We start from the raw sequence: 18,921 nt of genomic DNA, 5'->3' as shown, positions 1-18,921 counted from the left end.
AGGAGCCACCGTGATCTATCGCAGCCTCCTGTCCGGACTCCACATCCCCAACTCCTTCCTCTCGGATCACGTACTCGCCGGTGCCGCTACACGGGCGGACAAGGCGGCGCTCATCGACGCCTCCACCGGCGAATCCGTCACCTACGCCGAACTCGTGCGAGCCGCCGCCTGCGGCGCGGAAGGGCTCGCGGGGACTGGCATCGCGCCGGGCGACGTCGTCGCCGTGATGAGTCACAACCAGCCCCGGTTCGCAGTGGCGGTGCACGCCGTGCTCAGGGCAGGGGCAGTGGTCTCCCCGCTCAACCCGGTGCTGACGGTGGAGGAGATTGTCAAGCAGCTCACCGACTCCCGTGCCCGTGCGCTCGTCGTGGCGCAGCCGTTCGCGGAGAAGGCCGCGGAGGCCGCGCGGCGGGCCGGAGTGCGGCAGATGTTCGTCATCGGCACCCACCCGGAACAGGGTTCCTGGGACGTTTTGGTGGCAGGCGCCGAGCCAACTCCTCCGGCGCTCACCGCGAACCCCGCCGAGGCGCTCGCCGCGCTCCCATACTCCAGCGGAACCACGGGCATGGCCAAGGGCGTCATGCTGACCCACCGCAACCTGGTCGCCAACCTTCAACAGCTCGCACGATGCTGGCAGTTGACTGAGGACGACGTGCTGTGCGGCGCGCTGCCGTTCTTCCACATCTACGGCTTCACTGTCATCCTCAACTCGGCGCTGCTGGCAGGCGCGACCGTCGTCACCCTGCCGCGCTTCGGACTGCGGCCCTTCCTCGAGGTCGTTCAGAGCTACGGCGTCACCAGGGGGCACCTAGCCCCACCCATGGTCTTGGACCTCGCACAGGCAGCAGAGGTCGATGAGTACGACCTGTCGTCGATGCGCAAAGCGATCTGCGGGGCCGCTCCGTTGGACGAGGAGCTGGCGGCGCGCGCGGAGAAGCGCATCGGCTCCGTGATCCGCCAGGGCTACGGGATGACCGAGGCGAGCCCTGGCACCCACTGCGCTCCCGACGAGATCTTCGTTGAGACGCCTGCGGGAGCGGCCGGGCGCCTGCTTCCCGACACTGAAGCACGGCTGGTCGACCCGCTGAACGGCGAGGACGCGGAGCCCGGCGAGACCGGGGAACTGTGGGTCCGCGGCCCTCAAATGATGGCCGGATATCTGGCCAACCCAGAAGCGACCGCCCAGACCCTCACCGAGGGATGGCTGCGCACCGGCGACATCGCCCGCGTCGACGAGCACGGCAACTTCTTCGTCGTCGACCGGCTCAAGGAGTTGATCAAGTACAAGGGCTATCAGGTCGCGCCCGCTGAGCTCGAGGCCGTACTACTCACCCATCCCGACATCACCGATGCCGCCGTCATCGCGATGCCCCACCCGACGGGCGGCGAGGCGCCCAAGGCCTTCGTCGTGACCGAACGGACCATCGACGCCCAGGACCTCCTCGACTGGGTGGCCGCGCGGGTCGCTCCGTACAAACGCATCAGGGCCGTCGAGTTCATCGACGCCATCCCCAAGTCGCCGGCCGGGAAGATCCTGCGTCGCCGACTCAAAAAAACTTGATCAAGACTCGATCGAACAGAAGACAGCGAAGGAAACGAATATGGATCTGACGGGCAAGGTCGCGGTCGTGACCGGCAGCGGTCAGGGTCTCGGGCTGGCGTACGCCTCCGCCCTGGCCCGAGCGGGCGCGAGAGTAGTGGTCAACGACATCAACACCGAGGCGGCCGACAGGGCCGTCAAAACCATCGAGGCCGCCGGCGGGCGGGCCGTCGCCGAGGTGGCGGCAGTCGGCCACAGCGAGACGGCCGACGCCCTGGTCGCCCGCGCCCTCGACGCCTTCGGGCGGCTCGACATCATGGTGACCAACGCCGGGCTGCTGCGCGACAAGGTGCTGTGGAACATGACGGACGACGACTTCGACTCCGTCATCGACGTCCACCTGCGCGGCACCTTCACCTGCGCCCGCGCCGCCGTACGGCACTTCCGTACGGCCGGGAATGGCGGGCGGCTGATCCTGGCCGGCTCACCTGCCGGGCAGCGCGGCAACTTCGGTCAGACCAACTACGCGGCGGCCAAAGCCGGTATCGCCGCCATGACCCGCACCTGGGCCATGGAATGCGCCAAGGCCCGGATCACCGTCAACGCACTGATCCCGAACGCGGCCACTGCCATGACCCGGTCCATTCCCTTTCTCGCCCCGTACGTCGACATGCTCGACCGGGGCGAGCCGATCCCGTCCGCAGTCCGCCGCGCATTGTCGTTCGGCGGCCCTGAGGACTGCGCGGGCCTTGTCGTCTTCCTCGCCTCCGACGCCGCGTCCCAGGTCACCGGCCAGTGCATCGGCATCGGCGGCGACCGCCTCACTCTGTGGTCCCATCCGGCCGAGATCCGCTCCGCGTTCCATGACGGCGGCTGGGACGCCGGCACGATCGCCGAGACCTGGGCCTCCGGAGTCGGCGAACGCCCGGAGACGTACGGCATCGCTCTGCCCAAGCGCCCCACCGCGACTCAGGAGGCCGCCCGATGACCGCCCCACTCGACATCGCCTCGCTCACGGCCATCGATGTCCATGTCCACTGCGAGGTCTCCAAGGACGGGCGTCCCTCCCTGCCCCCAGACCTCCTCGCCGCCTCCGAGAAGCACTTCGGTCCGGGCGGTCAGCGCCTGCCGCAATTGGAGCAGGTCGCCGCGTACTACCGGGAACGGCGCATGGCGTGCGTCGTGTTCACCGTCGACGCCGAGTCCACCACCGGCTATCCGGCCATCGCCAACGAAGAGGTCGCCGAAGCGGCCGCCGCACACCCGGACGTGCTGATCCCCTTCGCCAGCATCGACCCGGCGAAGGGGCAGACGGGAGTGAAGGCCGCGCGGCGTCTGGTCGAGGACCACCATGTCCGCGGCTTCAAGTTCCACCCCAACATGCAGGCGTTCTTCCCGAACGACCGGGCGGCCTACCCCCTGTACGAGGCGCTTGAGGAACTGGGCGTCCCCGCGCTGTTCCACAGCGGCCAGAGCGGCATCGGCGCCGGCCTGCCCGGGGGCGGCGGCATACGCCTGAAGTACTCCAATCCGCTGTACCTCGACGACGTCGCCGCCGACTTCCCAAATCTCAAGATCATCATCGCTCACCCGTCCTTTCCCTGGCAGGACGAGGCCCTCGCCGTCGCCACGCACAAGCCGAACGTGTGGATCGACCTGTCCGGCTGGTCGCCGAAGTACTTTCCGCCGCAGCTCGTCCAGTACGCCAACACACTGCTCAGCGACAAAGTGCTCTTCGGCTCCGACTTCCCCTTGATCACTCCCGACCGTTGGCTGAAGGACTTCGCTTCCCTGCCCATCAAGGACGAGGTCCGGCCGAAGATCCTCAAGGAGAACGCCGCCCGGCTCTTCGGCCTCACCAAGGACTGACCTGTCAGCAAACCGACGCGCCAATCCTCTGGAGCGCGGCGGGGTCTTGCGCGCGGCCGAGTCCGTTGCACAGCAAGCTGCCAATTTCGACGGCCTTGACGCGGTGGTCGGTCGCGGCGGCGTACGCGACACGGCCCGCGCCGGTACAGATGCCTAGCGTGGCCGATATTGGGCGGATCGACATCCTGACGTGTGGTCAGGTAACTGACGGCGTTGGTTATGTCCTCCGGCGGGTTGGAAGGGGGCTTCCGGCAAGCGTGGTCCTCCTTCACACTCGCCCTGATAGGCCGTGTCGAAGCGAGGGCGGCGAATCCGAGCTCGGCCAGTCGTCGGGCATGGAGACCAGCCCTCTGCTCCTTAATGCCGCCCCTTGGAGGGGCGATCACGCTCGCGGGCAGGGAGCCCGGCACGCCGTCACGGGCGTTGGGGGCTGTAGAAATGCAGGTCGGCCCCATAGTGCTTCTGGGGAAGTGACATCTGCGTTCGCGTCCTTCTTCGCCTCTTTCGCGCAGCACACGGCTTTGGACAACGTGCTGAGGAGGGCCCATGGGGTGGGGGACTCGAAGGGGATGTCCTCCGGTGGCCTGAGCCGGTCTCGGGCCGCGCCAATGACCCTGCGACTGTCGCGCGTGCCCACAAAAAAGAAAATTCCGTCCCGGGATCACTTCATCCAGGGAGAAAACTGTCCCTCCCTCTGCCCGGGTGAACGGTGGCAGACTTGCGGCCATAACCAGTGACGTGCCGGATGCGAGTGGGGGAGACTTCTCGCGAGATGCCGTGCCGAATCGAGTCTGGATTCATCGATGTCGGCCCGTGTCAGGAATCCTATAATGCGGACCCGCCTACGCGTACGCCCGGAGCCCGCGGCTCCTCTCGGCTCGAGTGAGCCCACCAGTCGGCGTGAATGAGATGCAAGGCCATCCTGGGATAAAAACGCCCCCCTCACAATGTGAGGAATTCGTGTGAGAGTGACTTGTATGGAGAGCAGCATACATTTGAACGGGTTGGGTGTATTTCTCAAAGCCCGGCGAGCGGAGCTGAGCCCGCGCACGGTAGGGCTGCCGGAGTCGGGAGCGCCGAGGCGCGTACCAGGTCTCCGGCGGGACGAGGTCGCCCGGCTGGCCGGGCTGAGCAGCCCGTACTATGCGCGCTTGGAGCAGGGGCGTGTAGTACGGCCGTCGGCGGCCGTACTCGCGACGCTCGTCCGCGTCCTGCACCTGGATGACGAACAGCGGGACTATCTGTTCGAGCTGGCGGGCGAGGTGGGAGTCAAGGTCTGCCGACGCCCGGCGCAGAAGGTTCAGCCTCAGGTGCAGCGATTCATCAACGATATCCCGTTCACCCCGGCGCTGGTGCTGGGCCGGTACATGGGCATCCTCGCCTGGAACTCGTTGGCCGCCGCTTTGGTCACCGACTTCTCCCGGATCCCGGTCAGGAAGCGGAACTTCGTCCGGCTCCTCTTCGTCGAGCCTGCAATGAGGGTGCTGTACCCGGACTGGGAGCGTGTCGCCCACGCGTGCGTCACGCAGTTGTGGATGGAGGGCGCCAAGTGCCCCGGAGACGTACAGCTGACCGAGCTCGTGGGCGAACTGTCGGTGGCTGACGCCCACTTCCGCCGATGGTGGGGAGCGAAGCACGCCACGGCGCTGAGCGTGGGAACGAAGACCCTGCGGCATCCGGTCGTCGGGGACGTCACCCTTGACTGGGACAGCTTCACCAGCGACACCGATGGCGAGCAGCAGTTGGTGATCTGGACCGCCGAACCAGGAACGGCATCTCACGACAACCTGCGTCTTCTCCAGGCATGGACTGCGCGGCCGTCGGCAGTATGAGCGGCTGCATGCATCCGAGCGAGGCCGGACACCCGACGTGAGACTTCACGGGCTCGGCAAATTGGTGAATGCTACATCTTTCTCGGCTACGGTCGTTGCCCGATAGTGCCACACCCGCTTTCATCTGCTCCGCTGTCGGGCAGCGGAGCAGAGTTCCCTTCGGGAGAAGAATATCCGGGGAGAAAACTCTCCCTCCCATGGGGGATGCCGGTGGTGCAAGACTTCGGGGCGTGACCAACCGCGGTCGCACAACACGTGCGCATTCTGAATACGCGGTGGTGACGAAGTCGTGGGATTCGCCCAGTTCCCTGTCGCCGTGCAGGCCAGGTGCCCCATCCGCCGAGTCCGAAGGCCTATGTATGTCCTCCCCTGAGTTCACTGATCCGGATGTTCCACCCCCCACCGACTCCACCGAGTCCGAGTCCCTCACCGCGCCGACACGACGCACGTTCATCGCCACCAGTACCGCGGTCGGTGGTGTCGTTGTCGTCGGCGGCGTGATCGGAGGGTCCTTGCTTACCGCCGGGGAGGAGGTGGCTGCCGCCGAGGGGCCTCCGTCCAGCCGTGTCTCTCTGACGGTGAACGGCACCCGCCGGACCGTGACGGTGGACAACCGCACCTCGCTGCTGGACCTGTTGCGCGAGCACTTCGATCTGACCGGTTCGAAGAAGGGCTGCAACGCGGGTGCTTGCGGGGCGTGCACCGTGCTGGTCGACGGCCGACGGGTCAACTCCTGTCTGACACTCGCCGTCCGGCTGGAGGGCGCCGACGTCACGACCATCGAGGGTCTGGCCGACGGCGACAAGCTGCACCCGCTGCAGCAGGCGTTCATCGAGCAGGACGCGTTCCAGTGCGGTTACTGCACGCCGGGCCAGATCATGTCGGGCGTCGGCTGCATGCAGGAGGGACACACCGACTCGCCGGAGGAGATCCGCGAGTGGATGAGCGGAAACATCTGCCGCTGCGGCTGTTACGTGAAAATCGTGCGCGCGGTCGAGCAGACCGCCGGCCGGAAGTAAGGAGCCGCTGACATGTATCCCTTCTCCTTCACGAAGGCCGCGAACACCCGCGAAGCCCTCAACTCCGGTCGGCACGGAGGCCGTTACATTGCTGGCGGCACCACTCTCGTCGACTTGATGCGCGAGACCGTCGAGCGTCCTGAGGCGCTGGTCGACATCTCCGGTCTACCTCTGAACGAAGTCACCGTCACCGAGCGTGGCGGGCTGCGCATCGGTGCGCTGGTGACCATGGCCGAGACGGCCGCCAACCGGAAGGTGCGCACGACCTACCCGGTCATCTCCGAGGCGCTGGAGCTGAGCGCGTCGGCCCAGCTGCGGAACATGGCTACCATCGGCGGCAACATCATGCAGCGCACCCGCTGCACCTACTTCCGCGACGTGACGGCCGACTGCAACAAGCGTGATCCGGGGTCGGGCTGTGCCGCGCTACACGGCCACAACCGCACGCACGCGATCCTCGGTACCTCCGGCTCCTGTGTGGCCACCCACCCCTCCGATGCCGCCGTGGCCTTCGCGGCGCTGGAGGCGAGCGTGCATCTGTTGGGCCCGGACGGAGAACGCCGTGTCCCCTTCGCGGACTTCCTCCTCAAGCCCGGCAACACCCCGAACCGCGAACAGGCCCTCCGGCAAGGTGAGTTGATTACGGCGGTGGAGATTCCGGCGCTGCCGCGCCCGCTGAAGTCGGGCTACCTGAAGGTGCGTGACCGGCAGTCGTACGAATTCGCCCTGACGTCGGCGGCCGTCGCACTGCATGTGCGTGGCGGGGTGATCCGCGAGGCGAAGGTCGCCGCCGGGGGAGTGGCCACGGTGCCGTGGAAACTGCCTGGCGTCGAGCAGGCCCTCATCGGTGAGCGCCCCTCGGAGTCGTTGTGGAAGGCCGCTGCCGCCAAGGCGGCGGAAGGCGCTCGTCCCCTTCAGCACAACCGATTCAAGGTCGAGTTGCTCAAACGGACCGTGGAACGCCAGCTGCGCGTAGTAGGAGGTATGAAGTGAGCCCCCAGCCGCAGACCGCTGTAGGTGCGCCGCTGTCCCGGGTGGACGGCCGACTCAAGGTCACGGGCAAGGCGCAGTACGCCGCCGAGTTCGACATCGACGGGGTCGTGCACGCGGTCATCGTCGACAGCAGCATCGGCCGCGGCCGCATCACGTCCATCGACACCGGCGCCGCAGAGAAGCAGCCGGGTGTGCTGCGGGTGATCCACCACGGCAACGCGCCGAAGCTGCCGTACCGGGACAACTCCGGGTCCAACAACATGCCCGGGCGCAGGCTGCGGGTGTTCCAGGACGACAAGGTCCTCTTCCACGGCCAGCCGGTCGCCGTCGTCATCGCCACCACCCTGGAGGCCGCACAGCACGGCGCGAGCCTGGTCAAGGTCCGCTACGACGCGAAGAAACCCTCGACCGACCTGCACGAGGCCGAGCCGGACCAGCCGACGAACTACGCGCGCGGCGACGCGGAAGCCGGGCTGCGCAACGCTCCCGTACAGCTGGACCTGACGTACCAGCTGGGGCGCAACCATCACAATCCGATGGAGCCGCACGCCACCATCGCCCGCTGGGACGGCAACAAGGTGACCGTCTGGGACAAGACCCAGTGGGTGGTGGGCACGCACGACGAGATCGCCGCCGTGTTCGATCTGCCCGCGGACGCGGTGCGGGTCATCAACCCGTTCGTGGGTGGCGGCTTCGGCAGCGGCCTGCGCTGCTGGCCCCACACCATCGTCGCCGCGCTGGCCGCGCGAGAGACGAAGCGTCCCGTCAAGCTGGTGCTCAGCCGCAAGCAGATGTACTTCGGCACCGGATTCCGGCCGTCCTACGAGTACCAGCTGCGCCTCGGCAGCGACCGGCGCGGCCGGCTGTCCGCCGCGACCCACCGGATCGACTCGGAAACCTCGTCGTACGAGACCTTCACCGAGGGGGTCATGCTGCCCGGGCAGATGCTCTACAGCATGCCCAACGTCAGCCAGGCGTACCGGACGGTGCCGCTGGACGTCAACTCGCCGATCTGGATGCGCGGGCCCGGTTTCGCGTCGGCGTCGTTCGTGATCGAGTCGGCGATGGACGAGCTCGCCCACAAGCTCGGCGTCGACCCGATCGAGCTGCGCCGGCGCAACGAGCCGTCCGAGGACGAGGCGAAGAACCTGCCCTGGTCCACCCGTCGGCTGCGTGAGTGCTACACGGTCGGTGCGCGTGAGTTCGGCTGGGATCGTCGTAGTCCCAAGCCTCGTTCGACGCGTGACGGGGACTGGCTGGTCGGTCTGGGCATGGCCGCGGGCGTGTACGACCCGGGGCGCTATCCGGCGCAGGCCCAGGCCCGGCTGAACGCCGACGGCACCGCGGTGGTCGACGCGGCCACCACTGACATGGGGCCGGGAACCTACACCTCCCAGACCCAGGTCGCCGCGGACGCGCTCGGGCTGGCCATGCGCGCGGTCACCTTCCGGCTCGGCGACTCCCTCTATCCGGCGACCGGGCCGCACGGCGGCTCGTCGACCATGGCCAGTGTCGGCTCCGCCGTCCTCGACGCGTGCGACCAGGTGCGCCGGCAGGCGATCAAGCTGGCCGTCGAGGACCGCGGGTCGCCGCTGTACGGCGTGCCGGCCGGCGACGTCGTCGTGCGGGGCGGCCGACTCCACGTGCAGGGCAATCCGGCGCGCGGTGAGACGTACAAGAGCCTGTTGGCCCGCAACAACCGCACCCACCTCGAAGCACACGGCGACTACGCCGGACCGCCGACTCCCGAGCGGGACTCCTACGCCGCCTACAACGCGACCTTCGCCGAGGTCGCCGTGGATGCGACGCTGGGCCTGGTGCGGGTGCGGCGGGTGCTCGGGGTGTACGACTGCGGCCGCATCATCAGCCCCAAGCTGGCCGACAGTCAGGCGATCGGCGGCATCGTGGGTGGCATCGGCACGGCGCTGCTGGAGCACACGGTCACCGACCACCGTGACGGGCGGATCGTGAACCCGAGCATGGCCGACTACCTGGTGCCCGTGAACGCCGACGTCCCAGAGGTCAGGGCGATCTACCTGGACGGCGAGGACAACTCGGGCAACGCGCTGGGGGTGAAGGGGATCGGCGAGGTCGTCCAGGTGGGTGTGGCCGCCGCGATCGGCAACGCGGTCTTCAACGCCACCGGCCGCCGGGTCCGTGAACTGCCCATCACCGCCGAGGCGTTGCTCTAACTCTCAGCACGCCCATCGACCGGCCCGGCAGCAGCTCCACTGTGCGGCTGCCGGGCCAGACTGGGCCGCCGCCGCGCACAGATGCTCCCCCGCAGCGCGGCGGCGGCCCGCCCCACGTTCCCCCGGCGAACCACGGAGAAAGACTCATGCTGAACATCGCGGACACACTGCACCGCTGGTGCCGCGAAGCACGCCCCTTCGCCCTGGCCACCGTCGTTGACGTCACCGGCAGCGCTCCCTTGCCGATCGGCACGTCGGTCGCGGTGGACGCCGACGGCAACGCGGTCGGCAGCATCTCCGGCGGCTGCGTCGAGGGCGCGGTCTATGACCTGTGCCAACGGGTCCTGGAGGACGAGGGTCCTGTCCAGCGCGCCTGGTTCGGATACTCCGACGACGACGCCTTCGCCGTCGGCCTGACCTGCGGCGGCGAACTCGAGGTCCTCGTCCGGCGCATCGACCCGGCTACCGAACCGCATCTCGGTGCCGCCCTGGACGACATCGTCCAGGGCAGGCCGACCGCCGTGGCGCAGATCGTCGACGGCCGTCACGACTTGCTGGGCCGCATGGTCTGCGTCCTTGTCGATGGCACCGCCTCCTACGGAACCCTGGACGGAGGGCCGACGGACCGCGCGGTGACCGCGCAGGCGGGCGCCCTGCTCCGGTCCGGACGTACCGCGCGCGTCGAGCTGGGCGGAGACGCCGACGCCTGCCCGGACCGGCTGTCCGTCCTCATCCACGTGGCAGCCCCCCGCCCCCGCATGCTGATCTTCGGCGCCGTCGACTTCGCCGCCGCGCTCAGCCAGGCGGGCCGCTTCCTCGGGTATCACGTCACCGTGTGCGACGCTCGCCCCGTCTTCGCCACACCGGCACGTTTCCCGGACGCGGACGAGGTCGTCGTCGACTGGCCCCACCGCTACCTTGAGCGCACGAGCGTGGACGCCCGCACCGCCGTCTGCGTCCTCACCCACGACGCCAAGTTCGACATCCCTCTGCTACGACTGGCCCTCGGTCTGCCCGTCGGTTATGTCGGGGCCATGGGATCGCGGCGCACACACGAACAGCGTCTCCGCCTTTTGCGCGAACAGGGCATGTCCGACGCTCTCATCGCCCGCCTACACTCGCCGATCGGCCTCGATCTAGGGGCTCACACACCGGAAGAGACAGCTGTCTCCATCGTGGCGGAGATCATCGCCTCCACCAACCTCGGAAGTGGCCTGCCCCTCTCCCGACGCACGGGACCGATCCACCGTGCGATGCCCCCGTTGCCATCCGCGGCCGATGCCCTGCCCACGTTCGAAGGGACAGCCGCACGTGCCGGTGTGTGAAGCGGCACGGTCTCGCGGATGATCAATGGTGTGCCGGGGCAGCGACAGGACCCGGACGGCCCCCATCTCAGGCGGGCTTCCCGCAGCCGAACCCGCCGCCCTCGCGGAACCTTGACCGCTGAACACCCTCGATCCGCAGACGCTTTCTTCCGGCAAGTGCGCCACAAGCACATCTGCGGAGCAACGCTTCGCCCCGGCCAGGGGCCCCATCCCTGTGAGATTGGCTGACATGACTGGCAGTGCACCCCATGAGTTGGGTGACTTCCTGAAACTTCGGCGTGCGGAGCTGACTCCCCGCTCTGTGGGGCTGCCCGACTCGGGAGCGCCGCGGCGAGTCCCAGGCCTGCGCCGGGAGGAGGTGGCTGTGCTGGCCGCGATCAGCACCGACTATTACACACGGGTGGAACAGGGACGCATGGATGTCTCCCAGCCCGTGCTGGAGGCCATCGCCCGAGTACTGAAGCTCAGTGACGACCAGCGGGAGTATGTCTTCGAACTGGCGGGCAAGGACGCCGGCCGCCCGCACCCGCCCGAGGCTCAGGTCGTCAACCCGCAGCTGCAGCGGCTGCTCGACGACCTCATGTCCATCCCCGCGATGGTCCTCGGACGCCGGATGGACGTGCTGGCCTGGAACGAGATGGGTGCTGCCCTGGTGGGCGACTTCGGGCGCATCCCGAAAGCGGACCGCAATTACGCGAAGATGATCTTCTCGGACCGTATGAGGGGCCTGTACGCCGACTGGGAGGCCGCGGCCCGCCTTGCCGTCGCACAACTGCGAAGGGAAACGGCCCGCAACCCGGGCTCGCCGAGACTCGCCGCACTGGTCGACGAGTTGTCGGAGCGGGACGCGGACTTCCGGCGGTGGTGGGCCGAGCACCTCGTGGCGGCCCGGAAGGTCGGTGCGAAGACGCTGAACCATCCGATCGTCGGCGAACTCACCCTCGAATGGGACACCCTCACGTGCAGCACCGACCCCGATCAGCAACTGACCATCTGGACGCCCGCACCCAACACGGCCACGCACGACAGACTGCGCAGCCTTGCGGCTTGGGTGGCTGACGGGCAACCGGCCGCCCCCGGTACGGCGAACTGACGACGACATCGCGCGCAGGCGAATCCGGTTCGACGCGTGCACGCGACGCCCACTTCGCCGGCGGCGCGGCGCCTTCGAGGCGTGGTCCGCAGGTTCGCCGACGTCACCGCGAGCGAGATAGCCGGTTCACAGAGGGCGATGTCAGGCGGGTGTAGGGCGACCAGGGTGAGATCAACGGCTCGGCCCACTGGGGGCGGTCGCCGACGTCCGGCCATGCAGGCGGCGAAGTACGAGCCGAGCAGCATGGGCACTGCTGCTTCCAGGCTGGCGTCCTCCCGGATGCGTCCTCCCGGATCTCTCCCTGGTGGTGGGCGGATGCAGATAGCAGGGTTTCCTCCCTGGTTTCAAACAGCCAGGGAGGAAACCCTTCCCCTCGCAGCCGCTTATTCCATGACTTGCCGTCAGCCGAGGCCGTCCTACGAGGTGGTCGGCACCGCGGCCCGCAGGGCTTGGCTGGCCCGGTATCGCGGGTCGTGGTAGGACGACCAGAGGGCGTCGAGCAGTTCGAGCACGCCGCCTGTGGACCAGCGGGCGCTCCAGGCGAACGGGCCCATGGGGTAGTTGGTGCCCAGGCGCATCGCGGTGTCGATGTCATCAGGGGTCGCGACTCCGTGGTGGGCCGTCTCCCACGCCTCGTTCGCGATCATCGAGAGAACTCGGGCGAGCACGAGTCCCGGTGTGTCGGCAATGGGGAAGGCGCGTATGCGGGCGCGATCCAGCAGGGCGACGACGGCGTCGGTGAGTGCGGCGTCGGTGGAGGCGAGGGCGAGAGCCGTCGCCGTGGCGGGATCCAGACAGCGATCGAGGAGAAGTACGGGCTCGCCGCGTAGGGCCGACTCCTCGCGCGCACTCCGGCCGCGAGTGACCATGACCGACCCCAGACCGACGAACTCGACGCGGGGGGTGTCGCTCTCCTCCCGGCCGAACGCGAGGCCGCCACGGGTGACCAGGGCCTCCAACTGGTCGTCCGAACCGTGGAGGACCACAGGCGTGGCGCCTGATGCCTCGGCCTTCACTTCCGCGGCGAGGGGGAGCGGTCGCTCGGCGGTCCCGTCGTACTCGTAGAAGCCTCGGCCGGTCTTGCGACCGAACCGTCCTGCGGCGATGAGTTCGCTCTGGATGAGGGAAGGGGCGAACCGAGGGTCGTAGTGGTACGACGTCCAGACGGACTGCGTCACCGCGAAGTTGACGTCGTTGCCGATCAGGTCCATCAGTTCGAACGGGCCCATGCGGAATCCGCCGGCGGAGCGCATCAGTTCGTCGATCGTCTCCGCAGTGGTCGCACGCTCTTCGACCAGTCGCAGGGACTCTCCGTAGAAGGCCCGGGCGACCCGGTTGACGATGAATCCGGGTACCGAGCGGACATGGGCGACCGACTTGCCCCAGCGTACGGCGAGTTCGACGACGGTGTCGACGACCTCGTCGGCGGTCTGCAGGCCTCGGACGACCTCGACGAGCTTCATCACGGGGACGGGGTTGAAGAAGTGCATGCCGACCACGCGTGACGGATCCGGTGTGCCGGCGGCGATGGCGGTGACCGACAGCGACGAGGTGTTCGTCGCGAGGACGCACGTCGGTCCGAAGTGTTCTGCGGCTCGCCGCAGAACCGCCTGCTTGACGTCCAGGTGTTCCAGGATGGCTTCGATGGCGACCGTCCGCGCATCCACCGGCGCCTGGGCGAGATCCGTGAGGGTGAGCAGCCGTGCCTCGACCAGGGCGGGCGCCGCTGGGTCCTTCCGGCTGAGGCGGGCGGTGATGTCGGATCTGGCCGCGTCCAGCTGTGCCTCGTCCGGGTCGACCAGGTGCACCGGGTGTCCGGAGGCGAGGGCGACCTGCGCGATCCCTCGGCCCATCGTGCCCGCTCCGATCACACAGATGGGGGCCAGTGGCTGTGACATCAGGGTCTCCTCGGCGTCGTCCGTGGACCGTCCTGCCGCAGCACCATGGACGATCTCCAAGATCCTTGACATGGATCCTCGACAGAGTATCGTAATGTCAAACTTTTTCACGTGTATAAGAAACAGGTCGAAGTGTGAGGTGTGTGTCAGGTGGCGGCCCGCACACAGCTGCATCCCGAACGGGCCGACTCGTCGAACCAGGAGCTGAGTCCATGAGTTACGAGGACATCACCCTCGCCGTCCACGACGGCGTCGCGGTGATCACGATCAACCGGCCCGACCGGGCCAACAAGCTGAGGTTCGAAACAGCCCGTGAGCTGCTCGCAGCGCTGCAGCACGTGCGGCAGACACCTGAGATCGACGTGGCGATCCTCACCGGTGCCGGCGACAGGTTCTTCTGTATCGGGGGAGAACACGACCAGCTGGCTTCCCTCGACTACTCCAGCGTGATGCCGGTCATCGATCTCTACGAGTTCATCGACGCGATGCCCAAGCCAGTGATCGCGGCGGTCAACGGCTATGCCGTCGGCGGGGGGAACGTGCTCCAGGTCGTGTGCGACCTCTCGATCGCCGCCGACCATGCTGTGTTCCGCCAGGTGGGCCCGATGGTCGGCAGCTTCGACGCCGGCTACGGCACCTGGTACCTCGAGGAGACCATCGGGCGCCGTCGGGCGAAGGAGATGTGGTACCTGAACCGCAAGTACTCCGCGCAGGAAGCCCTGGACATGGGCCTGGTCAACGAGGTGGTGACCGGCCGCCCCGTCCTTGACCGGGCCGTCGAGGTGGCCCAGGACCTGCGTCGGCGCGGCCCCTTCGCGCTGGCCGCCCTCAAAACCGCCTTCTCCAGCCGCCACACCGGCGTCGCCGGGCAGGCCCGCCTCGCGCACGACCTGCTGCTCACCGCCTACCGCAGTACCCAGGAGGCGGCTGAGATGTCGGAATCCTTCGAGGAGCGCCGCGACCCCCGCCGCGAGAGGTTCAACCGATGACCGGGCGCCATGTGGAACGCGACGACTTCCTCGCCGTGCTGACAAAGCGCCTCACGGCCTGGGACGGGAGTGACACCCCCGCGATCCGCTCCCTGCTCCACACCGCGGACGTCCTCGACCTCGCACAGGAGACGGCCGGACTGGACGACTCCGTCGACTGGCTCGTGGCAACCGTGCGGACGACCGCGTACTTCTCACCCGCGGCGGCCTTCGCCCTCGGCGGCCGGTTCGCCGCGCAGCGCGGACTCGCGGCTACGGAGGCCGCCGACCGCGACGTGACGGACCTGACGGACCTGACGTCTGCGGTCACCAATCCCACGGCTCACCGCCCATGGACGGCCACGGTGCCGACGCTGCTGGCTCCCGCCGCGTTGGTATTCCTGGACCGTGGGACGCATTCCGCCGTCCTGGCCCGCTGGGACGCTCTCGTGGCGGAGGACGCCGAAGGCACACGGCGCACCGGACTGCGCGCAGCCGCCCTGCGGACGGTCCGGCTCGACGACACCCTGGTGACCACACTGCCGGACGCCGTCGCGCGGCGCACCTCACGCGACTGGGACCTGTTCACCTCCGCCGTCGGGCTCGGCCTCGCCGAGAAGGCGCTCGACACGGCCGAGACCTACGCCCGCGAGCGGCGTCAGTTCGGTTCCCCCATCGGTACCTTCGCGGGTCTGCGCGCGATGCTGGCCGAGATGAGGATCCGCGTCTGCGCAGTGCGCGTGATGCTCGACGCGGCGGCCGCCGGTGACCTCGACACAGAGGAACTGCTGGCCCAGGCGGGCAGGACCGCCGTCGATGTCTGCCTCGACGCGATCCAGGTGCACGGCGGCTACGGATACGTCGACGAATACCCGGTGGCCGGTCTGCTGCGCGACGCGGTGAGCCTGCGGGCCCGGGGTGGCGGCCGCCGGTCCCTCCTGGCACAGGTCGCCGCGCGTGGCCTCGGCCACCTTGGGGGCGACGCCTGATGGCCCTCGCACCCTTCCCGCGCCGCACGAAGAACCACCCGAGGACGGAGGCTTCATGAACGCGTCCCCTGCCCCGCTGCACGGGATCACCGTGGTCGACATCTCGTCGTCCTACGCGGCACCCACCACTTCCATGTACCTCGGTGACATGGGAGCGGAGATCATCAAGATCGAGCCCGTGCGCGGAGACGACGCCCGCGGCTGGGGACCACCCTTCCTCAACGGCGAAGCCGCGTGGTTCCTGTCGGTCAACCGCAACAAGAAGAGCCTGTGCCTGGACATCCGCGGCGAACAGGGCCGCGAAGTGCTCTTCCGGCTGCTGGAGACCGCGGACGTGTTCATCGAGAACCTGAACCCGGCCAAGCTCGACCGGCACGGTCTCGGACTGGCCGCCCTGAGCGAACGGTTTCCCAGGCTGGTGATCTGCGCGCTCTCCGGATTCGGGCTCGACGGGCCCGACGCCGCCCTGCCGGGATACGACCTGATCGCCCAGGCCCGCTCCGGGATGATGAGCGTCACCGGTGACGCCGGTGTACCGCAACGCGTCAGCACGGCCCTGTCCGATGTCGCGGCCGGTACCGTCGCCGCGTACGCCATCGCGGCAGCGCTGGTGAGGCAGCAGATGCACGGCGTGGGCGAGATCATCGACGTCTCTCTTCTCGAGGCCGACCTTGCTTTCATGTCACCCCGCATCGCCAGTTACCTCGCGGGCGATCCTGAGCCCCGCCCCTGTGGGGGCACCGACTCCGTGGTCGCGATCTACCAGTCGTTCCTCACTAGCGACCGTCCCATCGTCGTCGCCGTGGGCAACGACAAGCTCTGGCTCAACGCCTGCGCGGCCCTGGGCCTGGACGAGCTGGCCCGGCGGCCTGACCTGGCCACCAACGCCGGACGCCGAGGGCAACGGAACGAGGCCGTCGACGCCTTCCAGTCGGTTCTGTCCACGATGACCTCGCAAGAGGCACTCAAGGCCCTGCAGGACGTCGGCGTACCCTGTGCACGGATCAACTCGCTGTCCGAAGTCGTCGAGGACCCCCAGGTGGAGGCCCGCGAGGCGATCGTCAGCCAGGTTCATCCACGGGCGGGTGTCTTCCGGGGCGTCGGAAGCCCGTGGCGGCTCGGTTCGCAGAGCAGCCGGGCCCCGCGCTTGCCGGCCCCGCTCCAGGGCGAGCACGGCCACGACATCCTTGCCAGTGCCGGATTCGACGACGAACGGATCGCCGATCTCACGGAGGCGGGTGTCGTATGGATTCCCTGATCGAGGTGGCCGAGGCCGAGCGAGTGCGGACGATCACTCTGAATCGTCCGGACCGGCTCAACGCCCTGAACAGTTCAGTGCTGGACGCCCTGGCCGACGAGGTCCGACGGGCCGCCGACGAAAGCCCGGGAATCAGGTGCCTGGTCGTCCGAGGGGCGGGCGACAGAGCCTTCAGCGCCGGCGCCGATCTGGAGGAGATCCGGGGCCTGGACGCCGACCGGGCGCACGCATTCATCCGACGGGGCCATCGCGCGATCACCGCGATCGAACGCTCGCCCGTTCCGGTGATCGCCGAGGTCGACGGCTTCGCACTCGGCGGGGGCTTCGAGCTGATGCTGGCGTGCCACGTGGTGATCGCCTCCGATCGCAGCCGGTTCGGCCTCCCGGAGGCACGGATCGGCTGCATCCCGGGATTCGGAGGCACCCAGCGGCTGCCCAGAACCGTGGGCAAGGCCGCGGCGCTCCATCTCATGCTCACCGGCACCCGTATCGACGCCGATCGTGCCTGGCAGATCGGTCTGTTGTCCGTCCCGCCCGTCCCCGCCGCCGGGCTAAGGCGCGAGGTGGACGCCACGGCGCGCCTGATCGCCTCGGGAAGCCGCACCGGGCTGGCCAACCTGCTCGAAGCCGCACGGCAGAGCACCGCCGGCCCTGCCCTGGAACACGAGGCGGCGCTCGCCGCACTGTCGATCGCCTCTGCCGACGGCCAGGAGGGCATCACGTCCTTCGCCGAGCGACGCGAGCCCGTCTTCACCGAGGAGTGACGAAGTGACCCCTGCCCCCGAGATTCCACCCCCGGCGGACGACACCGCCGTGATCCAACTCCTCGACCGTGTGATCGCACAGACCGTGGCTCCGGCCGCCGTGACCGTAGACCGGGAGAGCACATTTCCCGCGGCGTCCGTCCAGGCGCTCGCCGAGGCAGGTCTCGGCGGGCTGTTGATGCCGACCTCGCTCGGGGGGCGTGGCACATCCACGGCGACGTATGCCGAAGCGCTCTCCCGGATCGCGGCCGCCTGCGGATCGACCTCCACGGTCTACATGACCCAGATGCACTGCGCGCACCCGATCCACCTCCAGGGAAGACCCGACCAGCACGAAGCCTGGATTCCCGCGATCTGCCGGGGCACGGCTATCGGGGCCATCGCCCTGACCGAGCCCGAGTCCGGATCGGACGTCGCGTCGATGCGCACGACGGCGCGCCGTGACGGCGACTCCTATGTGATCAACGGCGAGAAGACCTTCATCTCCAACGGCGATGTCGCCGACGTCATCGTGCTCTTCGCGACGGTCGACCCGAGCCTCGGCAAGGACGGCATCACGGCCTTCCTCGTCGACACGGCGCGTACAGAGGGTCTTGAGGCCGGCAGGCCGATGAAGAAGCTGGGCCAGAAGGGCGCCTCGACCGTCACGCTCGGATTCCAGGAGTGCCGCATCCCTGCCGACGCCCGACTCGGCGCCGAGGGTGAGGGCTACCCGCTGCTGCTGCGGTCCGTCGCCAAGTCACGCATCAGCGCGGCCGCGCAGGGAATCGGGTTCGCACAGGGCGCCTTCGACGCTACGGCGCGCTACTGCGCGCAGCGAGACCTCCTCTCCTCCCGCACCCGAAGCGCCCAGGACCTCCAGTTCGAACTGGCACGGCTGCGGGCCGAGATCACGGCCGGCCGGTCGATGCTGAGGGAGGCCTGCGACCTGGTCGACGCCAGCGGCGAGGACCCCACGGCCGAGGTCTCCATGGTCAAGATGCACTGCACGACGCTGGGCGTGCGAGTTGCCTCGGCCTGCGTCGAACTGCTCGGCGACGACGGCGACCGCGACGACATCGGCGCGGAGCGCCGGCTGCGCGACGGGAAGATCACCGAGATATACGACGGAACGAACCAGGTCCAGAGCATGCTCGTCGCCCGGGACATCCGCCTTTCGGCGACGCCGTGACCGAGAGGCC

15 protein-coding genes are annotated in these 18,921 nt (G+C 68.5%); 14 read left to right on the top strand and 1 reads right to left on the bottom strand.

The window, feature by feature from the left end:
• Window positions 1-10 precede the first annotated feature (10 nt).
• The 9 genes from ACW4TU_RS04170 to ACW4TU_RS04130 all read left to right on the top strand — a co-directional run bounded on the left by ACW4TU_RS04170 (window position 11) and on the right by ACW4TU_RS04130 (window position 11,863).
• The gene (locus ACW4TU_RS04170) at window positions 11-1,561 is read left to right on the top strand and encodes an AMP-binding protein (protein WP_457424741.1); all 1,551 of its coding nucleotides are present in this window, start codon (window positions 11-13) and stop codon (window positions 1,559-1,561) included.
• Window positions 1,562-1,601: 40 nt separating this feature from the next.
• Window positions 1,602-2,528 carry an SDR family NAD(P)-dependent oxidoreductase gene (locus ACW4TU_RS04165; RefSeq protein WP_457424739.1) on the top strand — a complete coding sequence of 309 codons (927 nt, stop codon included), beginning with the start codon at window positions 1,602-1,604 and terminating at the stop codon, window positions 2,526-2,528.
• Window positions 2,525-3,409 carry an amidohydrolase family protein gene (locus ACW4TU_RS04160; RefSeq protein WP_457424737.1) on the top strand — a complete coding sequence of 295 codons (885 nt, stop codon included), beginning with the start codon at window positions 2,525-2,527 and terminating at the stop codon, window positions 3,407-3,409. The genes ACW4TU_RS04165 and ACW4TU_RS04160 overlap by 4 nt, the downstream gene beginning before the upstream one ends.
• A 977-nt stretch (window positions 3,410-4,386) precedes the next feature.
• Window positions 4,387-5,241 carry a helix-turn-helix transcriptional regulator gene (locus ACW4TU_RS04155; protein WP_457424735.1) on the top strand — a complete coding sequence of 285 codons (855 nt, stop codon included), beginning with the start codon at window positions 4,387-4,389 and terminating at the stop codon, window positions 5,239-5,241.
• 359 nt (window positions 5,242-5,600) lie between these two features.
• Window positions 5,601-6,260, top strand: coding sequence for a (2Fe-2S)-binding protein (locus ACW4TU_RS04150; RefSeq protein ID WP_457424733.1), 660 nt, complete (start codon window positions 5,601-5,603; stop codon window positions 6,258-6,260).
• Window positions 6,261-6,272: 12 nt separating this feature from the next.
• Window positions 6,273-7,253 (top strand): FAD binding domain-containing protein, encoded by a 981-nt coding sequence (locus ACW4TU_RS04145; protein WP_457424731.1) that lies wholly within the window; start codon window positions 6,273-6,275, stop codon window positions 7,251-7,253.
• A complete protein-coding gene (locus ACW4TU_RS04140) occupies window positions 7,250-9,445 on the top strand; it encodes a xanthine dehydrogenase family protein molybdopterin-binding subunit (protein ID WP_457424729.1) in 2,196 nt (731 codons plus the stop codon). The genes ACW4TU_RS04145 and ACW4TU_RS04140 overlap by 4 nt, the downstream gene beginning before the upstream one ends.
• 146 nt (window positions 9,446-9,591) lie before the next feature.
• Complete coding sequence (locus ACW4TU_RS04135) at window positions 9,592-10,770, top strand: XdhC family protein (RefSeq protein ID WP_457424727.1); 1,179 nt, start codon at window positions 9,592-9,594, stop codon at window positions 10,768-10,770.
• 229 nt (window positions 10,771-10,999) lie between these two features.
• On the top strand, window positions 11,000-11,863 hold the full coding sequence (locus ACW4TU_RS04130) for a helix-turn-helix domain-containing protein (protein ID WP_457424725.1): 864 nt from the start codon (window positions 11,000-11,002) through the stop codon (window positions 11,861-11,863).
• A gap of 416 nt (window positions 11,864-12,279) precedes the next feature.
• Here the strand turns inward: ACW4TU_RS04130 and ACW4TU_RS04125 are convergent, their stop codons facing one another.
• Window positions 12,280-13,833: a 3-hydroxyacyl-CoA dehydrogenase gene (locus tag ACW4TU_RS04125; RefSeq protein ID WP_457424723.1), complete on the bottom strand. Its 1,554-nt coding sequence runs from the start codon at window positions 13,831-13,833 to the stop codon at window positions 12,280-12,282.
• Window positions 13,834-13,973: 140 nt separating this feature from the next.
• Between ACW4TU_RS04125 and ACW4TU_RS04120 the strand changes: the two genes are divergently transcribed.
• From ACW4TU_RS04120 to ACW4TU_RS04100, 5 genes are read left to right on the top strand one after another with little or no spacing between them, the layout of a single operon-like run.
• Window positions 13,974-14,750 carry an enoyl-CoA hydratase-related protein gene (locus ACW4TU_RS04120; protein ID WP_457424721.1) on the top strand — a complete coding sequence of 259 codons (777 nt, stop codon included), beginning with the start codon at window positions 13,974-13,976 and terminating at the stop codon, window positions 14,748-14,750.
• Entirely contained in the window at window positions 14,747-15,718 is a 972-nt protein-coding gene (locus ACW4TU_RS04115) for an acyl-CoA dehydrogenase family protein (protein WP_457424719.1), read from the top strand. The genes ACW4TU_RS04120 and ACW4TU_RS04115 overlap by 4 nt, the downstream gene beginning before the upstream one ends.
• Window positions 15,719-15,773: 55 nt before the next feature.
• A complete protein-coding gene (locus ACW4TU_RS04110) occupies window positions 15,774-16,976 on the top strand; it encodes a CaiB/BaiF CoA transferase family protein (RefSeq protein WP_457424717.1) in 1,203 nt (400 codons plus the stop codon).
• Window positions 16,964-17,740, top strand: a complete 777-nt coding sequence (locus tag ACW4TU_RS04105; RefSeq protein WP_457424715.1) for an enoyl-CoA hydratase/isomerase family protein — start codon at window positions 16,964-16,966, stop codon at window positions 17,738-17,740. The genes ACW4TU_RS04110 and ACW4TU_RS04105 overlap by 13 nt, the downstream gene beginning before the upstream one ends.
• Window positions 17,741-17,744: 4 nt before the next feature.
• On the top strand, window positions 17,745-18,911 hold the full coding sequence (locus ACW4TU_RS04100; protein WP_457424713.1) for an acyl-CoA dehydrogenase family protein: 1,167 nt from the start codon (window positions 17,745-17,747) through the stop codon (window positions 18,909-18,911).
• Window positions 18,912-18,921: the final 10 nt, after the last annotated feature.

The organism is Streptomyces kryoterrae, assembly GCF_054072135.1.
The sequence above is the reverse complement of the archived record's forward strand: the minus strand, read 5'-3'. Positions and strand labels throughout refer to the sequence as shown.